The sequence below is a fragment of the Thermococcus camini genome (assembly GCF_904067545.1).
Taxonomy (GTDB): Archaea; Methanobacteriota_B; Thermococci; order Thermococcales; family Thermococcaceae; genus Thermococcus; species Thermococcus camini.
In genome coordinates this window covers 1449256-1466187 of the sequence record NZ_LR881183.1, presented here as the reverse complement: position 1 = coordinate 1466187, position 16932 = coordinate 1449256, and the positions used below count along the sequence as shown (strand labels likewise).

General features: G+C 56.8%; 21 protein-coding genes. 15 read left to right on the top strand and 6 right to left on the bottom strand.

Going from position 1 to position 16932, the window contains the following annotated elements; all coding sequences use genetic code 11:
- Positions 1-3 precede the first annotated feature (3 nt).
- The 6 genes from TIRI35C_RS07920 (at position 4) to rpl18a (ending at position 5193) form a co-directional block, all read left to right on the top strand.
- A complete protein-coding gene (locus TIRI35C_RS07920; RefSeq protein WP_188203142.1) occupies positions 4-1692 on the top strand; it encodes an acyl-CoA mutase large subunit family protein in 1689 nt (562 codons plus the stop codon).
- A gap of 71 nt (positions 1693-1763) precedes the next feature.
- On the top strand, positions 1764-3701 hold the full coding sequence (locus TIRI35C_RS07915; RefSeq protein WP_188202416.1) for a CGP-CTERM sorting domain-containing protein: 1938 nt from the start codon (positions 1764-1766) through the stop codon (positions 3699-3701).
- Positions 3702-3795: 94 nt separating this feature from the next.
- Entirely contained in the window at positions 3796-3951 is a 156-nt protein-coding gene (locus tag TIRI35C_RS07910; RefSeq protein ID WP_014013574.1) for a 50S ribosomal protein L39e, read from the top strand.
- Between the two features lie 10 nt (positions 3952-3961).
- On the top strand, positions 3962-4231 hold the full coding sequence (locus TIRI35C_RS07905) for a 50S ribosomal protein L31e (RefSeq protein WP_167889528.1): 270 nt from the start codon (positions 3962-3964) through the stop codon (positions 4229-4231).
- A gap of 27 nt (positions 4232-4258) precedes the next feature.
- Positions 4259-4945, top strand: a complete 687-nt coding sequence (locus TIRI35C_RS07900) for a translation initiation factor IF-6 (RefSeq protein ID WP_188202415.1) — start codon at positions 4259-4261, stop codon at positions 4943-4945.
- A 17-nt stretch (positions 4946-4962) separates the two neighbouring features.
- Positions 4963-5193 carry a 50S ribosomal protein L18Ae gene (gene rpl18a, locus TIRI35C_RS07895; protein ID WP_188202414.1) on the top strand — a complete coding sequence of 77 codons (231 nt, stop codon included), beginning with the start codon at positions 4963-4965 and terminating at the stop codon, positions 5191-5193.
- Between the two features lie 72 nt (positions 5194-5265).
- On the opposite strand, the gene TIRI35C_RS07890 is transcribed toward rpl18a, so the two are convergent.
- The gene (locus tag TIRI35C_RS07890) at positions 5266-5871 is read right to left on the bottom strand and encodes a DUF7411 family protein (protein ID WP_188203141.1); all 606 of its coding nucleotides are present in this window, start codon (positions 5869-5871) and stop codon (positions 5266-5268) included.
- Between the two features lie 93 nt (positions 5872-5964).
- Between TIRI35C_RS07890 and TIRI35C_RS07885 the strand changes: the two genes are divergently transcribed.
- From TIRI35C_RS07885 to TIRI35C_RS07855, 7 genes are all read left to right on the top strand, one after another.
- Complete coding sequence (locus TIRI35C_RS07885) at positions 5965-6213, top strand: AbrB/MazE/SpoVT family DNA-binding domain-containing protein (protein ID WP_055430055.1); 249 nt, start codon at positions 5965-5967, stop codon at positions 6211-6213.
- Positions 6210-6605, top strand: coding sequence for a type II toxin-antitoxin system VapC family toxin (locus TIRI35C_RS07880; RefSeq protein WP_188202413.1), 396 nt, complete (start codon positions 6210-6212; stop codon positions 6603-6605). The genes TIRI35C_RS07885 and TIRI35C_RS07880 overlap by 4 nt, the downstream gene beginning before the upstream one ends.
- A 62-nt stretch (positions 6606-6667) precedes the next feature.
- Entirely contained in the window at positions 6668-7084 is a 417-nt protein-coding gene (locus TIRI35C_RS07875; RefSeq protein WP_139681172.1) for a YhbY family RNA-binding protein, read from the top strand.
- A 3-nt stretch (positions 7085-7087) separates the two neighbouring features.
- Positions 7088-7540: a 30S ribosomal protein S19e gene (locus tag TIRI35C_RS07870; RefSeq protein ID WP_188202412.1), complete on the top strand. Its 453-nt coding sequence runs from the start codon at positions 7088-7090 to the stop codon at positions 7538-7540.
- A gap of 106 nt (positions 7541-7646) precedes the next feature.
- On the top strand, positions 7647-7985 hold the full coding sequence (locus TIRI35C_RS07865) for a DNA-binding protein (RefSeq protein WP_014013581.1): 339 nt from the start codon (positions 7647-7649) through the stop codon (positions 7983-7985).
- Positions 7986-8002: 17 nt separating this feature from the next.
- The gene (locus TIRI35C_RS07860; RefSeq protein ID WP_188202411.1) at positions 8003-8281 is read left to right on the top strand and encodes a hypothetical protein; all 279 of its coding nucleotides are present in this window, start codon (positions 8003-8005) and stop codon (positions 8279-8281) included.
- 38 nt (positions 8282-8319) lie between these two features.
- On the top strand, positions 8320-9219 hold the full coding sequence (locus tag TIRI35C_RS07855; protein WP_058938946.1) for a transcription initiation factor IIB: 900 nt from the start codon (positions 8320-8322) through the stop codon (positions 9217-9219).
- A gap of 22 nt (positions 9220-9241) precedes the next feature.
- Here TIRI35C_RS07855 and fen read toward each other — a convergent pair whose 3' ends face one another.
- Both fen and TIRI35C_RS07845 read right to left on the bottom strand, forming a co-directional pair.
- Positions 9242-10267, bottom strand: coding sequence for a flap endonuclease-1 (fen, locus tag TIRI35C_RS07850; RefSeq protein ID WP_188202410.1), 1026 nt, complete (start codon positions 10265-10267; stop codon positions 9242-9244).
- A 48-nt stretch (positions 10268-10315) separates the two neighbouring features.
- Positions 10316-10804 carry a phosphate-starvation-inducible PsiE family protein gene (locus TIRI35C_RS07845; protein ID WP_188202409.1) on the bottom strand — a complete coding sequence of 163 codons (489 nt, stop codon included), beginning with the start codon at positions 10802-10804 and terminating at the stop codon, positions 10316-10318.
- A 196-nt stretch (positions 10805-11000) separates the two neighbouring features.
- On the opposite strand from TIRI35C_RS07845, the gene acs reads away from it, so the two are divergent.
- Together acs and TIRI35C_RS07835 are read left to right on the top strand one after the other, a co-directional pair.
- Complete coding sequence (gene acs / locus TIRI35C_RS07840) at positions 11001-12395, top strand: acetate--CoA ligase alpha subunit (RefSeq protein ID WP_188202408.1); 1395 nt, start codon at positions 11001-11003, stop codon at positions 12393-12395.
- Positions 12396-12532: 137 nt separating this feature from the next.
- Positions 12533-13240, top strand: coding sequence for a metallophosphoesterase family protein (locus TIRI35C_RS07835; RefSeq protein ID WP_188203140.1), 708 nt, complete (start codon positions 12533-12535; stop codon positions 13238-13240).
- Between the two features lie 11 nt (positions 13241-13251).
- Here TIRI35C_RS07835 and TIRI35C_RS07830 read toward each other — a convergent pair whose 3' ends face one another.
- From TIRI35C_RS07830 to TIRI35C_RS07820, 3 genes are all read right to left on the bottom strand, one after another.
- The gene (locus TIRI35C_RS07830; RefSeq protein WP_188202407.1) at positions 13252-13572 is read right to left on the bottom strand and encodes a PRC-barrel domain-containing protein; all 321 of its coding nucleotides are present in this window, start codon (positions 13570-13572) and stop codon (positions 13252-13254) included.
- A 77-nt stretch (positions 13573-13649) separates the two neighbouring features.
- On the bottom strand, positions 13650-16163 hold the full coding sequence (locus tag TIRI35C_RS07825) for a CDC48 family AAA ATPase (RefSeq protein ID WP_188202406.1): 2514 nt from the start codon (positions 16161-16163) through the stop codon (positions 13650-13652).
- Positions 16160-16927, bottom strand: coding sequence for a hypothetical protein (locus tag TIRI35C_RS07820; protein WP_188202405.1), 768 nt, complete (start codon positions 16925-16927; stop codon positions 16160-16162). Before TIRI35C_RS07820 ends, TIRI35C_RS07825 begins: the two co-directional genes overlap by 4 nt.
- Positions 16928-16932 lie beyond the last annotated feature (5 nt).

Here is a 16932-nt window from a genome sequence, read left to right as displayed (position 1 = left end):
GGCATGACCTTCGATAAGGAGAAGCTCGCGAAGATTAGGGAGGAGGAAAAGCGCTGGGACGAAACGACGGTTAAAAAGTTCATCGAGAAAAGGCCCGAGAGAAAGGAGAAGTTCATGACCGATGATGGCTTTGAGATAAAGCGCGTTTACACTCCAGCGGACCTCGGCGAGGACTGGGATTACCTAGAAAAGCTCGGCTTCCCCGGTGAGTATCCCTTCACTAGGGGCGTCTACGCTACCATGTACCGCGGCAGGTTCTGGACGATGAGGCAGTACGCCGGTTTCGGAACCGCTGAGGAGTCCAACAGGCGCTACAAGTACCTCCTCGAGCAGGGACAGACCGGTCTCAGCGTCGCCTTCGACCTGCCCACCCAGATAGGCTACGACTCCGACCACCCGATGAGCGAGGGCGAGGTTGGAAAGGTCGGAGTTGCCATTGATTCCCTCTGGGACATGAGGATTCTCTTCGATGGAATCCCCCTTGACAAGGTTTCCACTTCAATGACCATAAACTCGACCGCGGCGAACCTCCTCGCCATGTACATCCTCGTTGCCGAGGAGCAGGGCGTTTCCCAGAACCAGCTCCGCGGGACGGTCCAGAACGACATCCTCAAGGAGTACATAGCGAGGGGAACCTACATCTTCCCGCCCCAGCCGAGCATGCGCCTTACGACCGACATCATCATGTACTGCGCCGAGAACGTCCCCAAGTGGAACCCGATTTCGATAAGCGGCTACCACATCCGTGAGGCCGGCGCCAACGCCGTCCAGGAGGTCGCGTTCACTTTGGCGGACGGTATAGAGTACGTCAAGGCTGTCATAGATAGGGGCATGGACGTTGACAAGTTCGCCGGAAGGCTGAGCTTCTTCTTTAACGCTCACAACAACTTCCTTGAGGAGATTGCGAAATTTAGAGCTGCCAGAAGGCTCTGGGCCTACATAATGAAGGAGTGGTTCAACGCCAAGAACCCGCGCTCAATGCTCCTGCGCTTCCACACCCAGACGGCAGGCTCAACCCTCACCGCCCAGCAGCCGGAGAACAACATAGTTAGGGTCGCTATACAGGCCCTCGCGGCGGTTCTCGGCGGAACCCAGAGCTTACACACCAACTCCTACGATGAGGCCCTTTCACTGCCGACCGAAAAGAGCGTCAGGATAGCCCTTAGAACCCAGCAGATCATCGCCTACGAGAGCGGCGTTGTGGACACCATAGACCCGCTCGGAGGCTCGTACTACATCGAGTGGCTCACCGACCACATCTATGAGGAGGCCCTCAGGTACATCGAGAAGATCCAGAAGATGGGCGGCATGATGAGGGCCATCGAGAGGGGCTACATCCAGAAGGAGATTGCCGAGAGCGCCTACAAGGTCCAGAAGGAGATAGAGGAGAAGAAGCGCATCATCGTCGGCGTGAACGAGTTCATAGTTGATGAACCTCTCGACGTTGAGATACTCAAGGTGGACCCGAGCATCAGGGAGAAGCAGATAGAGAGGCTCAAGAAGCTCCGCTCCGAGCGCGATAACAAGAAGGTCGAGGAGGCCTTGGACAGGCTCAGGAAGGCTGCCGAAACCGAGGACGAGAACCTCATGCCCTACATCATCGAGGCCCACCGCCATTTGGCAACACTCGGAGAGGTCACCGACGTCCTCCGCGAGGTCTGGGGCGAGTACAGGGCGCCGCTGGTGTTCTGACGCGGCTTTTCGTTTTCTTCTTCCCTTCCAAAACGTTTTTAATTCCATGCCGTAGTTAAACTGGTGGTGGTATGAGAACCTCCCGGTTCATTGTCCTTCTGCTCATCATCGGTGTCATTCTCCCCCAGCAGGCTACTGCCGAACCTGCACCCGGGTATCGGTTTCCAGACCATCCGGTTATGATGCGCCTCAGCGTCGCCAGCAACGGAAGCTTCGCCCTTATTGGGATTACCCTATCTGAGTACGGAAAACTGCCCGACTATATGTGCCCGGTAGACTCCCCAAACACTTACATCGGCTGCCGCGAGCTCTCCGGAAGGAAATATCTCCTCTTCGAAGTCGGTGACGGCGTGAAGTACGTTAACCTCACGGACTCGGTGGCGGGGTTTAACTTTACCGCCTTTTCAGCTGCTCCTCTGGGGAGGAAGTGGTTCCTCATCGGTGTCCGCCACCTTTCCCCCTGTGAGTTCGACGTCTGCACCAACGTAAGCTACACCGTCATGGAGTACTTCCCGGAGGAGGGGCGGATTGGGAGGCCCGTTCGCCTTTCTCAAATTGACTCAGACGTTCTCTTCAACCTGGCCGGTGTTATGGCCGTGAGCGGAACCATCTCCAACGGCTCGCTGGTCTTCTCCTTCCCCTACGCCAACGAAACATATTCCGTTCCGGTTGAGGCCTTTGAGAAGTACCTCCGCCTCCTGAACTTCAGCGACTCCAGCGGCCTGAATGCGGAGAGCCTGCTGAAGCTCTTCCGGGCGGTTCCCTTCCGCAGAGGAATCATACTCTACCTTCCAAGCTACGGGCTTGAGGCCTACACTCCTGAGCCATACTCCGTCAGGGAATACCTCCTCATTGGGAATAGGTCCAGCGTTTACTTCCCCCACATGTGGGTTGGGCACTCCGATTTCGTCTGCTCCCCCAGTAACGCCAGCGCGACGCCCCTGACGGGACGGCTCTTCCCGCCTTTGCTGTACTACCACAACGGAAAGCTCAGTCCCCTTCTGAACCTCTCGGTTGAGACCTATGTCCGGGCCTCCTACGGTTCCGGTGGGGCGTTTACCTGTGCCCGGCCAGTTCTGAAGCTTCCAAACGAAACCCCCGTCCGGGTTGGGGGAAACTCTTCCGTTCCCGAGCTGGAACTTCCCCCAGGTGAGGGCAGGGTCTATATCTCCATCGTCCGCACCGTACCCCATTACTCCCCCCAAAACTTCACTTTCGTGGACCTCTGCGTTAACAGAGAGGAAATCCTCCATGCCCGGATTGGGGAGTCATCGGTGTCCTTCCTCCAGACACCGTTTCCGGGGCTGTTCCTCAACGTCAATGGCTCGTGGGTGTACGGGAGGCTGAGCGGTGGAGGGTTCAGAAACTTCTGCATCTATTACTGGGAACCAGCTTTCAACGAAACCTTCGTATACGACCCCGTTGGTAGGATTCTCCGGCCTATTGAGGTGAGCACGTTGGGTGACTCCTCCCACGAGTTCCGTGCGTGGAAGGCCAACCGGAGCGCCGTTAGTTTCATAACGCCATCCCTCGACATCTCCAGGATCTCTCTGGAAAACCTCTCCCTGTGTGTCCCCTCTTCAAAAGCTGCGTCAATGCTCCGGGGGGTTAAAGTGGGGGAGGGGATGCTCTTTTATTATCCATTCTACGTTACGGGAATCGCGCTCGAGGGGCGCGACTGGGCAACCGTCTGGGGCGACTACTCCTCAAACGCCCCCACCACACTAGACGATACCTGCCTGGCATTCTACTACTTAAACGGCAGAATAACTTCCGCCCTGAAGGCCGAGACCGCCGTTGTAACGGTGCCAGTCGGGAACTGGAGCGTTAAACTCGGCATTCCGTATATTGATACTGGTAACGCCCTCAACGTCTCCCCCGAGCTCCCGGAGGAAAGCACGCCCACTCAGACCCTGCCCAGGGAAGGCGGTTCGGGCGTTTGCGGTCCGGCCGTGATAATCGGGTTCTCGGTAATCCCCCTCCTCCTGAGGGGAAAACGCCGGGGATAGCTCCGGGTGGAAAACCTTAAAACCCCACGAAAAAGCTTAAAAAAGAATACCCAAAGCATCAACAGGCATCATGATAATCCCGGGAGGTGTAGTTATGGCGAGAAACAAGCCGCTTGCGAAGAAGCTCAGACTTGCCAAGGCCGCGAAGCAGAACAGGCGCATTCCGGTCTGGGTCATCGTCAAGACCAACAGGAAGGTCATGACCCACCCGAAGAGAAGGATGTGGAGGAGAACCAAGCTCAAGGAGTGAGGTGATTTAGATGATCAAGCCCGGAGAGGAAGTCATATTCGTCGTTCCCATCAAGAAGATAAAGAAGCGCGTTCCGCGCTGGAAGAGGGCCCCGAGGGCTGCCAAGTTCGTCCGCGAGTGGATAGCCAGGCACGCCAAGGCCGATGAAGTGATAATTGGCACCGACGTCAACGAGAAGCTCTGGGAGCGCGGGGCGGAGAAGCCGCCCAACAAGCTCCGCGTCAAGGTTGTTGTTGAAGAGGAAGAGGGCAAGAGGATTGCCAAGGTCTCCCTCGCCTGATTCCTTTTAATTTAACGAGGTGACGAGATGCACATAGAAAGGCTCGATTTTGAGAACTCCCCGTATCTGGGCGTTTACGGCACTGCCACCGACAGGCTAGCCCTTATCAGGGAGGGCCTCGGCGAGAAGAAGCTCGAGGTTCTCAGGGAGGTTCTCAAGGTTCCTATCATTGAGACAAGCATAATGAAGTCGCGCATAGTGGGTATATTCGCGGCCGGCAACTCCAACGCGATAGTCGTCCCGTGGTACGTCTGGGACGCCGAGCTGGAGAAGATAAACGGCCAGCTCAGGGAGCAGGGGATTGACATCGAGATAGTTCCGTTCCAGAGCACCCTCACGGCCTTCGGCAACCTAATCCTCGCCAACGACAGGGCGGCGCTGGTGAGTGCAAAGTTCAGCCGCGAGGAGGCCAAGAGGCTCGAGGATGTACTCGGCGTCGAGGTCGAGAGGGGCATGATAGGTGACTTCCACGCGGTTGGAAGCGTTGGAGTGGTCACCAACAGGGGCGGTTTAGTCCACCCCGAGGCAACCGACGAGGAGCTCGAGTGGCTCCGCGACCTGTTCAAGGTCGATGTTTACGTTGGAACCGCCAACATGGGCGTTCCCTTCGTTGGCTCCTGCATGCTTGCCAACTCTCACGGTGTCGTCGTTGGACATCTAACGACCGGACCCGAGATAGTGAAGATTGAAGAAGCCCTAGGCTTCCTTGACTGATGATGGAGGTGTGAGCTATGGAGGTTAAGGTCTTCCGCGTTAAGGGAATCTTTGAGAGGAACGGAAAGAAGGAGAGGTTCACCAGGGAGTACCGCGGCCTTAAGAAAGAGGACGTCATCGAGATACTCTACTCCGAGGTCGGCAGCAAGCACCGCGTTCCGAGAAACAAGATATGGATCGAGAGCGTGGAAGAAATAGCTCCCGAAGAGGCCGAGAACCCGATAGTCAGAAAGCTCAGCGGGCTCTGATTTCCTTTTCTCTTCTCCCAGCCCGAGCCCAATCAGGGATTTCTTCGCGGGGATTTTGGAAAAGATAGGGGATCAGGTCTCCCCCTCCCTCCAGCCGAGAACCCTCGACTGGTAGTGCCTCTTCGGGAATATCTCCAGCGGGTCGATTCCCCTCTCGCGGAGGAGATGCCTCAGTTCGACCTCGTAGTCGGCCTTTTCTAACTCCTCGCTCTCCCTGATTTCAACGAGGAAAAGCCTTTCTGTCAGCTCCCGTATCGTCTTGTAGCCGAGGCCGAGGAGGGGCCTTATGTACGCAACGCTGAAGCGGTCCTCCAGCGAGCGGGCCTTCGGCAGGTCGAGGAAAGGAACCCTGTCGTCCCTCCTCGTCCCGTCGCTCACGCGCTCGACCTCCGGAAGCGATGCCAGCGCTTCTAATGCCCTCTCGTGGATGAACTGAATCGCGTTGTTCGGGTGGCCGTCTTTGATCGCCATGTCCGCGGCTTTCTCCAGAATCTCCCCTGGCAGATAGACGACCTGGTGCTCGAAGCCGAGCCTTTCCGCGGTCTCTCTTGCGAAGCTCCAGTTGTCGAGGAGGCCGAAGCTGACGGTTATCAGTTTCACTTCGTAGCCGAGCTTGGTTAGAATCCACGCGCTCAAACTTGAGTCCTTGCCGCCGGAGTAGAGATGATGGACGATCATGGCAATCCCCATTTTGAGTGTCCGGAGCTCCTTATTAACCTCACCCCAAAATGGTTATTAGGCCAAGAATGTAATACAATGTGGGTGAAGGTAATGCCAGTCGTCACCAAGAAATACCAGGTCACGATCCCCAAGGAGGTGCGGGAGGCACTGGGGATAAGGGCCGGGGACGAGGTTGTTTTCGTTCGTGAAGGGGACAGGTATGTTCTGATGAAACTAACGGACCTCCTTAAGGAGCTGAGCGAAATAACAAAGGACATAGACGAGACTGTTGAAGAGGTCAGGCAGGGACTTGCGAGGGGCATAGAGCGCTCTCTCCGCGAGCTGGAGGGAGGGGAATGAGGATAGTCCTGGACACAAACGCCTTCAACAACAGTACTTTTTTAGAATGGTTGATGGAATCGAGCCTTGAACCCTTTACGAGCTCCGTCGTCTACATGGAACTGCTCTACAGGTACGTCCGACGGAAAGGCCTGCCCGAAGCAAAGAGCAAGCTAACGGCAATTTTTAACTCCCTAAGAATTGAAGTCATGGGATTTGATGAAACATGCGCTGAACTCGCTGTGAATTCAGCTATCGGCCGCTGGGACTTCTCCAAAAACGCTAGGGATTACATGATAGGTGCCCTGGCGCTGAAACTCAACGCCCCGCTGATCACCTACAACAAGAAGCACTTTGAGTGGCTCCCGGAAGTCCTCACACCGGAAGAAGCTATGGAGCGCTTCGGCAAATAGGTTTAAAAGGCCAACCTTTATAAGCCCTTCAGCAAACCGCGAGAGGCTTAGAGGTGAGAGAGATGGAGAAACGCTTACCGGGTAAGGTGAGACGCGCCGTGCGGGCGAGATACTACGATATCCCTCCACGGGCGTGGATAGGCAAGCGAGGGCTTGATGAGGGTGTCATCGAAGAGATAAGGACTCAGCTGGAGAAGGACGGCATCCTCAAGGTTGAGATAAGGAAGGGCGCCCTTATCAACACTGGACTCGACAGGCAGGCCCTGGCCAGAAAAGTCGCGGAAATGACCGACAGCGAACTCATCGACGTGCGCGGCAAAAGGTTTATATTGTTCAAACCGAGGGAAGGTTGGGAAAAGTATTTAAGGAAGCTCCAGAGAAAGGAGCTTTCGAAGGAAAAGCGGGAGGAGAAGCCCGTTAAGAAAGTCAAGCTCGATATCGCTCAATTCAGGAGGAAATTCAAGAAGGGGAGGGATTGAAGGATGGCGACTGTTTACGACGTTCCCGGTGATTTGCTCGTTGAGAGGGTTGCAAAGGCTCTCAAGGAGATCGAGGCCATAAAGCCGCCTGAGTGGGCCCCGTTCGTCAAGACCGGCAGGCACAAGGAGAGGATCCCGGAGCAGGATGACTGGTGGTACTACAGGGTCGCCAGCGTCTTCAGGAAGGTCTACGTCGACGGCCCGGTCGGAATCGAGAGGCTCAGGACCTGGTACGGCGGCAGGAAGAACCGCGGCCACGCCCCGGAGCACTTCTACAAGGCTGGGGGAAGCATCATAAGGAAGGCCCTCCAGCAGCTCGAGGCTGCCGGCTTCGTCCAGAAGGTTCCGGGTGAGGGAAGGACCGTCACTCCGCAGGGACAGAGCTTCCTCGACAAGATTGCCACCGAACTCAAGAAGGAGCTTGAGGAGCAGATCCCCGAGCTCAAGAAGTACTGAGGGCTCTGGCCCTTTTCCCTTGTTGATTTCTGCCGGTCTTTTCCAGTTCCCAAAACCCAATACCTTTTTAACCGGAGGCCTGACCTTATCATGGAGGGGTGAGAGGATGGCCGAGGACATAGAGGAGATCAGAAAGCGCAAACTCATGGAACTCCAGAAGAAGTATCTTGAACAGCAGAAGGCCCAGGAGGAGGCTTTGAGGCAGGAGATGGAGCTTGAGGCCCAGCTCGATGCTATAATGCGGAGAATTCTTACCCCCGAGGCCAGGGAGAGGCTCGGCAGGGTTAAACTCGTCAAGCCAGAGCTTGCGAGACAGGTTGAGCTCGTTCTGGTCCAGCTCTACCAGGCGGGCCAGATAAGGGAGCCCATCGACGACGCCAAGCTCAAGAGGATTCTGGCCCAGATAGACGAGAGAACGCGCAGGGACTACACGATTAAGTGGTGAGCTCGGAAGGTGACCCAATGGACGCCAAGCAGATAGTGGGGATTCTTGACGAAAAGGGAGAGGTTAGTCTGGACACCTGGAAGGCTGTCTCGGTGAAAAAGAACAAGGACGGAACCGTTGATGTTCTCTACAAGAACCTCCACGTTGGAACGGATGAGGATCCGGTCTTCCTCTGGATTTACGCGAACATCGTTGAGGAGGACTGGGACGTCCGGGTTCTGGAGAGGATAACCTTCAAGCGCGAGGACCTCGCCTGGTTACTCCGCTATGTGGTTAAAAAAGGCGAAGGTTTATAAGGGCTATATAAAATAGCCGGCCGGTTGGGGGTGTTGGAGTGAGCAATCGTAGGGTTTGCCCGGTCTGCGGCTCGACGGAGTTTATCTATGATCCGGGGAGGGGGGAGATAATCTGTAAGGTTTGCGGTTACGTTATTGAGGAGAACGTCGTTGATACTGGACCGGAATGGCGCGCTTTTGACGCCAGTCAGAGGGAGAAGCGTGCCCGCGTTGGAGCTCCGGAGAGCATTCTCCTTCACGACAAGGGACTCTCAACCGACATCGGCATCGACAGAAACCTCTCCGGACTGATGCGTGAGAAGATGTACAGGCTCAGGAAGTGGCAGAGCCGCCTTCGCGTCAGCGATGCCGCCGAGCGTAACCTTGCCTTCGCCTTGAGCGAGCTGGATAGAATCGCCTCCCAGCTTAAGCTCCCGAGGCACGTCGAGGAAGAAGCTGCAAGGCTCTACCGTGAGGCCGTGAGAAAGGGGCTTATAAGGGGCCGTTCAATTGAAAGCGTAATAGCGGCGTGCGTTTACGCATCCTGCAGGCTTCTGAAGGTTCCAAGAACCCTCGATGAGATAGCCGACATATCCCGCGTTGACAAGAAGGAGATAGGAAGGAGCTTCCGCTTCATAGCCAGGAACCTGAACCTCACTCCAAAGAAGCTCTTCGTTAAACCGACCGACTACGTCAACAAGTTCGCCGACGAGCTGGGCCTGAGCGAACGTGTCAGAAGAAGGGCCATCGCGATACTGGAGGAGGCCTACGACCGCGGACTCACAAGCGGAAAGAGCCCGGCCGGCCTGGTCGCGGCCGCTCTCTACATCGCCGGCCTGCTGGAGGACGAGAAGAGAACCCAGCGCGAGGTGGCAGAGGTAGCGCGCGTCACCGAGGTCACCGTCAGGAACAGGTACAAAGAGCTCGTGGACAAGCTCAACCTGAAGATCCCGGTTTGAGTTTGAAATAAAAAGGTGAAGTTCAGCGCTTCCCGAACCAGCTTTCCAGTGTGGCCTGCTTTCCCGCCTTTACCGCCTTTTTCAGCCTCTCAAGACCATTTTTAACGCGTTCCTCGCCGAAGTCGTGCTCGTCGCAGAGGAACCTGAGGATTCCCTCCTCGTCCGGTTCGCGCCACTTGAGCTCGTACTCGTCCGTGACCGGCGGGTTCAGGAAGAACTCCTTTATCGCGTAGAGGTCAACTTCACCCTCCTTGTTGTACTTCTTCAGCGGGTCTTTGCTGCGCTTGACTATGGTCAGAGCCTTTTTCGGGCCGATTCCCTTTATCCCGCCGGGGTTGTAGTCCGTGCCGACCAGTATAGCCATCTCGATGAGCTTTTCCCTGTCTATGCCCAGTTCTTTAAGAGCTTCCTCCAGGACTATGAGCTCGGGTCTGACCTCAACGTAGACGTTCTTCCCTGGGAGCTTTCTCCGGCCGGTTATCGTGACGTTCCTCACCAGCCTTGGGGCCCCAAAGAGAAGTGAGTCGTAGTCCTGACTGGCCGATGCATAGACCTTCTTTCTGGCGGCCATGTAGGCGGCCTGGGCCTCACCCTCGCTCGGCGCCTGAACTACGGGAATTCCCATCAGCTCAAGGAGCCTCTTGGCGTCGTTTATCAGGCCCTCGTTGACCCTGGTTGCACGCATCGCGTACTTCTTGGCCTCTTCAAGGTCGCCGCGCTCCAGGGCCTCATACCACTTCTCCTCCGCCTCTTCCCTCGCCTCCCGGCGCTTTTCTATCTCCCTCTTTTTGAACTCCGGCGGCTTTCCGTCGAAAACGTAGGCGGGCTTTATCCCAGCCTCCATGAGGTTGATGTTCCTGTAGAAGAGGCCGCTCAGATGGGAGGTTATCCTTCCGCGGGAGTCCATGAGCGGCGTCCCATCGCGCTGTCTTATGGTCGAGAGGAACTGATAGATGGCGTTGAAAGCGTCTATAGCAACTTTCCTGCCGTACAGGTTCTCCAGCTCTATCTCTTTCCTCGGAATGAGCTCGCCTATCTGTACACCCATACAATCACCCCTTGGAGAAAGAAAGTCATGGACCTATTTAGGGTTTGTCTATTCCCTGGCCTCACCCAGGGTCTTGGTCAGGTCGTCAACGTCCTTCTCAGTGATACCCCGCTCTATGAGGAACCGGTTGTAGCTGTCCTCCCGCTGCCTTTCCTGCGTGTACACCCAGCCCATCGCGGCTATAAGGGCGGCCATGCCAAGGAGCACCTGCCAGCCGAGTTCCGTTAGGTCGAGTGTTATTAGGAGCTCCTTCACGAGCGCCAGCACGCCTATCTCCACGACGTTTTTCATCGGGACGTGGTGGTAGATGATGTACATGACGATTATCTCGAAGATCTCCAGGAATATCAGGATGAGAACTATGCCCTGGAGCGCCTCCTCCTGAGCAAAATTGATGAGCGAATTTACTGTGAGATCCAGTATCATCCTGACGACGTAGAGCATGGTCAGGATGCCTAGGGCTATCACGACGAAGTCGAAGAGAACGCTCAACAGGCGGAGGGCTCTGCGCTCTATCCTGTTTCCAAAAGTCCGCACGTTACCACCTGGGCTGTATATTTAGACAAGGAGCCTAATAAGTATTTCGAAGTTCCCATGGGTTCTGAATCAACGGTGTCCAACCCCCGGTTCTTTAACGTCCGTCGAGTTTCCTATCGTCAAAACAAGAAGGGAAAGGTTATAACCGCTTTTACGGACGGGAAAATGTGACTCTCATCGGAGTGAGGTGATTGAGATGGACAGGAACCTTGAGGCACTTTTCAGACCGAAGAGCATCGCCGTTATCGGCGCTTCGGAGAAGCCGGGCAAGATAGGCTACGCTGTTATGAAGAACCTCGTCGAGTACGGCTACGAGGGCAAGATATACCCGGTCAACGTTAAGGGTGTTGAGATAGAGATAAACGGGAAGAAGTTCAAGTCCTACAGGAGCATCCTCGACGTTCCGGACGAGGTTGACATGGCCGTCATCGTCGTTCCTGCCAAGTTCGTCCCGCAGGTCGTTGAGGAGTGCGGCCAGAAGGGTGTTAAGGTTCTCCCGATCATCAGCTCGGGCTTCGGCGAGCTCGGCGAGGAGGGCAAGAAGGTCGAGAGGCAGATAGTCGAGACTGCCCACAAGTACGGCATGAGGATCCTCGGCCCGAACATCTTTGGTGTTGTGTACACTCCCGAGAAGCTCAACGCTACCTTCGGCCCGACCGACGTCATGCCGGGCAACCTGGCCCTCATCAGCCAGAGCGGAGCGCTTGGAATAGCCCTCATGGGCTGGACGATACTTGAGAAGGTCGGTCTTTCGGCAGTGGTCAGCGTCGGAAACAAGAGCGACATCGATGATGCCGACCTGCTCGAGTTCTTCAAGGAGGACGACAACACCAAGGCCATCCTCATCTACATGGAGGGCGTCAAGGACGGAAGGCGCTTCATGGAGGTGGCCAGGGATGTCAGCAAGGAGAAGCCGATAATCATCATCAAGGCCGGAAGGAGCGAGCGCGGTGCCAAGGCAGCTGCTTCCCACACCGGTTCGCTCGCCGGCGCTGACAGCATCTACACCGCTGCCTTCAAGCAGAGCGGCGTTCTCAGGGCCCTCACCATTGGAGAGGCCTTCGACTGGGCCAGGACTCTGAGCAACCTCCCGGAGCCGGAGGGGGAGAACGTCGTCATCCTCACCAACGGCGGTGGAATAGGAGTTATGGCCACCGATGCTGCCGAGGAAGAAGGTCTTAAGCTCTACGACGACCTCGAGGAGCTCAAGGTCTTCGCCAACCACATGCCGCCCTTCGGAAGCTACAAGAACCCGGTTGACCTCACAGGTATGGCCGGCGCGGAGAGCTACGAGGGTGCCGTCAGAGACGCCCTCGCGAACCCGAACATGCACGCCGTGGCTGTGCTCTACTGCCAGACGGCTGTGCTCGACCCGCGCGACCTGGCCAAGATCGTCATCCGCGAGTACAACGAGAGCGGCAGGAAGAAGCCCCTCGTCGTTGCCATCGTCGGCGGCATAGAGGCCAAGGAAGCCATCGACATGCTTAACGAGGAAGGAATTCCGGCCTATCCGGAGCCGGAGAGGGCCATCAAGTCTCTCGCGGCCCTCTACAGGTGGAGCAACTGGAAGGCCAGGCAGAGGAAGGAGTGATTTCCTTCCATCTTCCAATTCTTCGGTTTCCGACCTCCGCCTGCCCCGAAGGACAAGGCTTGCAAAAGAAAAAACGTCATCCGGTTCTCAGGCAAGTGTTTTTAACGTGCGCTTCTCAGATAACTATGGGGAGTCCTATGCTCATCGCCCTCATCTCGGACATCCACTCCAACCTGGAGGCCCTGAAGGCCGTCTGGCGGGAGGTAAGAAAGGCCGACGCCGTTCTCTGCATGGGCGATCTGGTCGGATATGGAGCCAGTCCAAACGAGGTTGTGGAGTTCGTAAAGCGGCAAATGGAGAAAAGAACCTTCCTCTGCGTCAGAGGAAACCACGACAACGCGATAGCCTTCGGCGCCGAGTGGGGCTTCAACCCCTACGCGCGGCAGGCGGTTCGCTGGCACCAGAGAATCATGACAGTGGAAAACCTCGAATTTCTCAGAAGACTCCCCGTACGGCAGCTCTTTACGGACGACGCCGGACGGAGCTACCTTCTCATCCACGGCTCGCCCCGCGCGCCCCTGGACGAGTACCTCTTCCCATGGCTCCCGGAGGGGGAGTTCAAAGCGGTTCTGAGCTACGTCAGACAGGATGACCTCCTGGTCGGCCACACCCACGTGCCGATGCTGAAGGTGCTGGGGGGCAGGAGGATCATCAACCCCGGAGGCGTTGGGCAGCCCAGGGACGGGGACTGGAGGGCTGCATATGCGCTGATCGATACCGACGAGAAGCCGCCGGATAACGTTGAGTTCCGCAGGGTGGAGTACGACGTTCAGGAAGCGGCGAGAAAGATACTCGATGCAGGCCTGCCCCGCTTCCTGGCGGAGAGGCTGTACGACGGGTATTGAAAAGGAGGAAATCACTGCCCGAGGCCGGAAGATTCCCCTGAGACCTTCACGGGGGAAGGTGGCCGCCTGAGCTTGGATTTGACGGCGAGTTTGCTCGAGTCGATGATTATGACCTCGCCGATACTCTTAACGGCACTGACGGGAATGAGGAGCAGACCTTCGTGATCCGTGACGAATTCGCCTGTGTCGAGGTCCTCATCCGGTTCGGCAACTATCACGAGAATATCGCCGGTCTCCTCGTCAAAGCTGAGGTCGTAGACCCAGCCAAGCCTTACACCGGTGTCGGTTATCAGTTCCACGTCCCTAAGCTTGGAAGCCATTATCTTGACCATTTTCGCCACCCCTCGGTTTAATCGTGTAAGTTCTTGGGCACCAACGTATAAAACTTTTTCCAAAAAGAGGAGGGAAATCAGAAGGTGTAGTAGTCGGGTCCCTCTGTTTTCTTTCCGCCCCTCTTCCTCCTGTTCTCGTCGAAGTTCTGGTAGTACTCGACCATGTAGGGTGTTATGCTCGGACGTACCTTCTTGAGGGCTGCCTCGAAGTCCTTCCTGGAAACCCTGAGCCTCTCAAGGAACTCCTCGCTCTCCTCCTCAACAACCTCCGCCGGCAGCTCCCCCATTATCCTGCGCATCGCCACCAGGGCCGCTTCTCTCACAAGGGCCTCTATGTCCGCACCGCTGTATCCCTCGGTCTTCTTTGCGAGCTCCTTGAGGTTGACGTCCTCTGCCAGGGGTACACGTTTCGTATGGACCCTGAGTATCTCCAGTCTGGCCTTCTCGTCCGGTGCCGGAACGAGTATGAGCCTGTCGAACCTTCCTGGTCTCAGCAGGGCGGGGTCGAGTATGTCGGGCCTGTTCGTCGCGGCTATAACGACCACTCCGCTGTTGCGCTCTATGCCGTCCATCTCGGTGAGGAGCTGGTTGATGAGCCTGTCGGTTACGCGGTCGCCTTCTATTCCCCTCGCTGGAGCGATGGCGTCTATCTCGTCGATGAATATCACCGTTGGAGCGGCCTGGCGAGCCTTCCTGAATATCTCCCTCACGCGCTTCTCGCTCTCGCCCACCCACTTGCTGAGAACCTCCGGACCACGGATGCCGATGAAGTTGGCCTCGCTCTCCGTCGCCACGGCCTTGGCGAGGAGCGTTTTACCCGTTCCGGGCGGGCCGTAGAGGAGCACACCCCTCGGCGGTTCAATGCCGAGCCTCTGGAACGCCTTGGGATATTTCATCGGCCACTCGACCGCCTCTTTGAGTTCCTGCTTTACCTCCTCGAGGCCGCCTATGTCGTCCCAGCGGACGTTTGGCATCTCGATGAGCACTTCCCTAAGTGCGCTTGGGTCCACCATCTTGAGGGCCTCGTAGAAGTCCGCCTTCCTCACGCGGAGCTCCTGGAGAACCTCTGGGGGTATCTTCTCGTGCTCGGGGCTTATCTTGCCCTCGTTTATGAGCCTCCTGAGGACGACCATTGCGGCCTCCCTGGCGAGGGCGGCGAGGTCGGCGCCGACGAAGCCGTGCGTCTTCTCCGCGATCCTCTCGAGCATCCCCTCGATGAGCCTGGTTCTGACCTCTGGGTAAACCTCGCTCGCGCTCTTCAGAATCTCCTTCACCTCGTCGTCGCTCCTGGCCTTCTCAACGCGCTCCATCAGCTTTTTGAGAACCTCCTCATCAAAGGCTTTCTTTTTGAGGAGCTCTTTCAGAACCTTGAGGACTGTCTCCCTGTCGTAATCCGGCTCGAGGGGCATTCCCCTCGTGTGTATCTGGAGTATCTCCTTCCTGCCCTTCTTATCGGGAACTCCGACCTCTATCTCCCTGTCGAAGCGTCCAGGCCTTCTGAGGGCTGGATCCAGGGCATCCGGCCTGTTGGTAGCTGCTATGACTATGACCTTTCCGCGTCCCTTCAGACCATCCATGAGCGTGAGGAGCTGGCTGACAACGCGTTTTTCAACCTCCCCGACAACCTCCTCTCTCTTGGGGGCTATCGCGTCAATCTCATCGATGAATATGATGCTGGGGGCGTTCTCTTCAGCCTCCTTGAATATCTCCCTCAAACGCTCCTCGCTTTCGCCGTAGAACTTGCTCATGACCTCAGGGCCGTTGATGGCTATGAAGTGCGCGTTTGCCTCGTTTGCCACCGCCTTAGCCAGGAGCGTCTTACCCGTTCCGGGCGGGCCGTAAAGCAGAACACCCTTTGGAGGTTCAATTCCAAGGCGCTCAAAGAGCTCCGGGTGCTTGAGCGGGAGCTCCACCATCTCGCGTATCTTCTGTATTGCATCGCTCAGACCGCCGATGTCCTCGTAGGTGACCTCCGGGATGGCCTCCTCACGCACCTCAACTGCCTGCGGGAGAACCTCGACCTCGGTGTTGTAAGTTATCTGGACGACGCCCTTGGGGTTGGTGCTGACCACCACGAACTTCAGCTCCCCGAACCCGAGGGGCATTGTCTCGAAGAGCCCCCTGAGCAGCTCGTCAAAGGGCGAGCCGCCGTAGTAGGTCTCCCCCCTGCTGCTGGCGACCACCAGGTCCCCCTTCACCACGGGCCTTCCCAGGAGGTTCTGCTTCACCATATCACCGGGTATCTGGATGAAGACGCCCTTCTGGGCCGGGGCGAGAGTAACCTTCTTCGCCTCCTGCACCTCGGCCTTCGCCACCGTCACGTAGTCGCCTATGCTGACCCCGGCGTTCCTCCTGATGTATCCGTCCATTCTGATGATGTCGAGTCCCCTGTCGTCCGGGTGGGGGTTGGCCACTATCGCGGCGGTTGTGCGGTCGCCTATCAGCTCCACGATGTCGCCCGGCTCCACTCCAAGCTGCTTCTGGAACTTCCTGTCGAACCGGACTATTCCCCTGCCAACATCCCTCTTCAGGGCCTCTGCAACGCGGAGCTTAATCTTCTCGTACCTCTCCTCATCCTTACCGAAGATCATCTTGACCGCCTCCTCTTCCTCTGCCTATCTATCGCCTCATCCAGCGTCAGGTTGCCCAGCGCAACTTCTCGGGCCAGTCTGGAGGATATCGTGATGTTACCGCTCAGCTCACGGCTCCGTCTCTTTATATCTTCTATCTCACGCTTTGTCGGCTCCTTAACGTCGAGCAGCTCGCCTATGGGAACTTCCCTCCCCTCACGCAGGCCTATGTTTATGGCCGCCACGATGTCCTGCACCTGGGACACCTCTATGCCGCCCACCTTTGGGGTGGTCCTCGACTCATTCACGACGATGAGGGGATAATCGTAGCCGAGCACGTCCGCGAGGGCCTTGAGCATGAGCACCCTCTGCCTCTTGGCGCCGTGGCCGATTTTGATTTTAGCGCCGGGATACTTATCCAGCAGGTCGAGGATTATTCCAACGTCGCGCGGGCTCTTCAGGTGGTGAACCTCGAGCACACGGTTATCCGCGACGACGCTTAAGCCGGGCCTTTCACCGGGGTCTATGGCGATGTAAATCCTCTTAAACCTCTCCCTGCCTTCGAGCTTCGCCAGGAGTTCGTCTATGAAGTTCTCGTCCCTAACAATGACCTTTACGGGGAACCTGACCCTCCTGTAGTCCCTTTCCCCCGTCAGGACCACTTCAACGTCGAAGGGTATCTCCTCACCCACCTGGAGGCTGTGGAAGGGTATGCCGTACTCCCTCAACACTTTGGTAGCGGTGTAGTAAACGCGGGCGTCGCTCGTTACGATGGCTACTCTCATGATTT

What these genes read in the sequence shown, in the direction of transcription:
- TIRI35C_RS07865 (WP_014013581.1), top strand. Translation starts at nt 7,647, where the DNA reads ATGGCCGAGGACATAGAGGAGATCAGAAAGCGCAAACTCATGGAACTC.
- TIRI35C_RS07835 (WP_188203140.1), top strand. Translation starts at nt 12,533, where the DNA reads ATGCTCATCGCCCTCATCTCGGACATCCACTCCAACCTGGAGGCCCTG.
- TIRI35C_RS07905 (WP_167889528.1), top strand. Translation starts at nt 3,962, where the DNA reads ATGATCAAGCCCGGAGAGGAAGTCATATTCGTCGTTCCCATCAAGAAG.
- rpl18a (WP_188202414.1), top strand. Translation starts at nt 4,963, where the DNA reads ATGGAGGTTAAGGTCTTCCGCGTTAAGGGAATCTTTGAGAGGAACGGA.
- TIRI35C_RS07910 (WP_014013574.1), top strand. Translation starts at nt 3,796, where the DNA reads ATGGCGAGAAACAAGCCGCTTGCGAAGAAGCTCAGACTTGCCAAGGCC.
- TIRI35C_RS07880 (WP_188202413.1), top strand. Translation starts at nt 6,210, where the DNA reads ATGAGGATAGTCCTGGACACAAACGCCTTCAACAACAGTACTTTTTTA.
- TIRI35C_RS07900 (WP_188202415.1), top strand. Translation starts at nt 4,259, where the DNA reads ATGCACATAGAAAGGCTCGATTTTGAGAACTCCCCGTATCTGGGCGTT.
- TIRI35C_RS07885 (WP_055430055.1), top strand. Translation starts at nt 5,965, where the DNA reads ATGCCAGTCGTCACCAAGAAATACCAGGTCACGATCCCCAAGGAGGTG.
- TIRI35C_RS07860 (WP_188202411.1), top strand. Translation starts at nt 8,003, where the DNA reads ATGGACGCCAAGCAGATAGTGGGGATTCTTGACGAAAAGGGAGAGGTT.
- TIRI35C_RS07830 (WP_188202407.1), bottom strand. Translation starts at nt 13,572, where the DNA reads ATGGTCAAGATAATGGCTTCCAAGCTTAGGGACGTGGAACTGATAACC.
- TIRI35C_RS07890 (WP_188203141.1), bottom strand. Translation starts at nt 5,871, where the DNA reads ATGATCGTCCATCATCTCTACTCCGGCGGCAAGGACTCAAGTTTGAGC.
- TIRI35C_RS07870 (WP_188202412.1), top strand. Translation starts at nt 7,088, where the DNA reads ATGGCGACTGTTTACGACGTTCCCGGTGATTTGCTCGTTGAGAGGGTT.
- TIRI35C_RS07875 (WP_139681172.1), top strand. Translation starts at nt 6,668, where the DNA reads ATGGAGAAACGCTTACCGGGTAAGGTGAGACGCGCCGTGCGGGCGAGA.
- TIRI35C_RS07915 (WP_188202416.1), top strand. Translation starts at nt 1,764, where the DNA reads ATGAGAACCTCCCGGTTCATTGTCCTTCTGCTCATCATCGGTGTCATT.
- TIRI35C_RS07820 (WP_188202405.1), bottom strand. Translation starts at nt 16,927, where the DNA reads ATGAGAGTAGCCATCGTAACGAGCGACGCCCGCGTTTACTACACCGCT.
- TIRI35C_RS07920 (WP_188203142.1), top strand. Translation starts at nt 4, where the DNA reads ATGACCTTCGATAAGGAGAAGCTCGCGAAGATTAGGGAGGAGGAAAAG.
- acs (WP_188202408.1), top strand. Translation starts at nt 11,001, where the DNA reads ATGGACAGGAACCTTGAGGCACTTTTCAGACCGAAGAGCATCGCCGTT.
- TIRI35C_RS07825 (WP_188202406.1), bottom strand. Translation starts at nt 16,163, where the DNA reads ATGATCTTCGGTAAGGATGAGGAGAGGTACGAGAAGATTAAGCTCCGC.
- fen (WP_188202410.1), bottom strand. Translation starts at nt 10,267, where the DNA reads ATGGGTGTACAGATAGGCGAGCTCATTCCGAGGAAAGAGATAGAGCTG.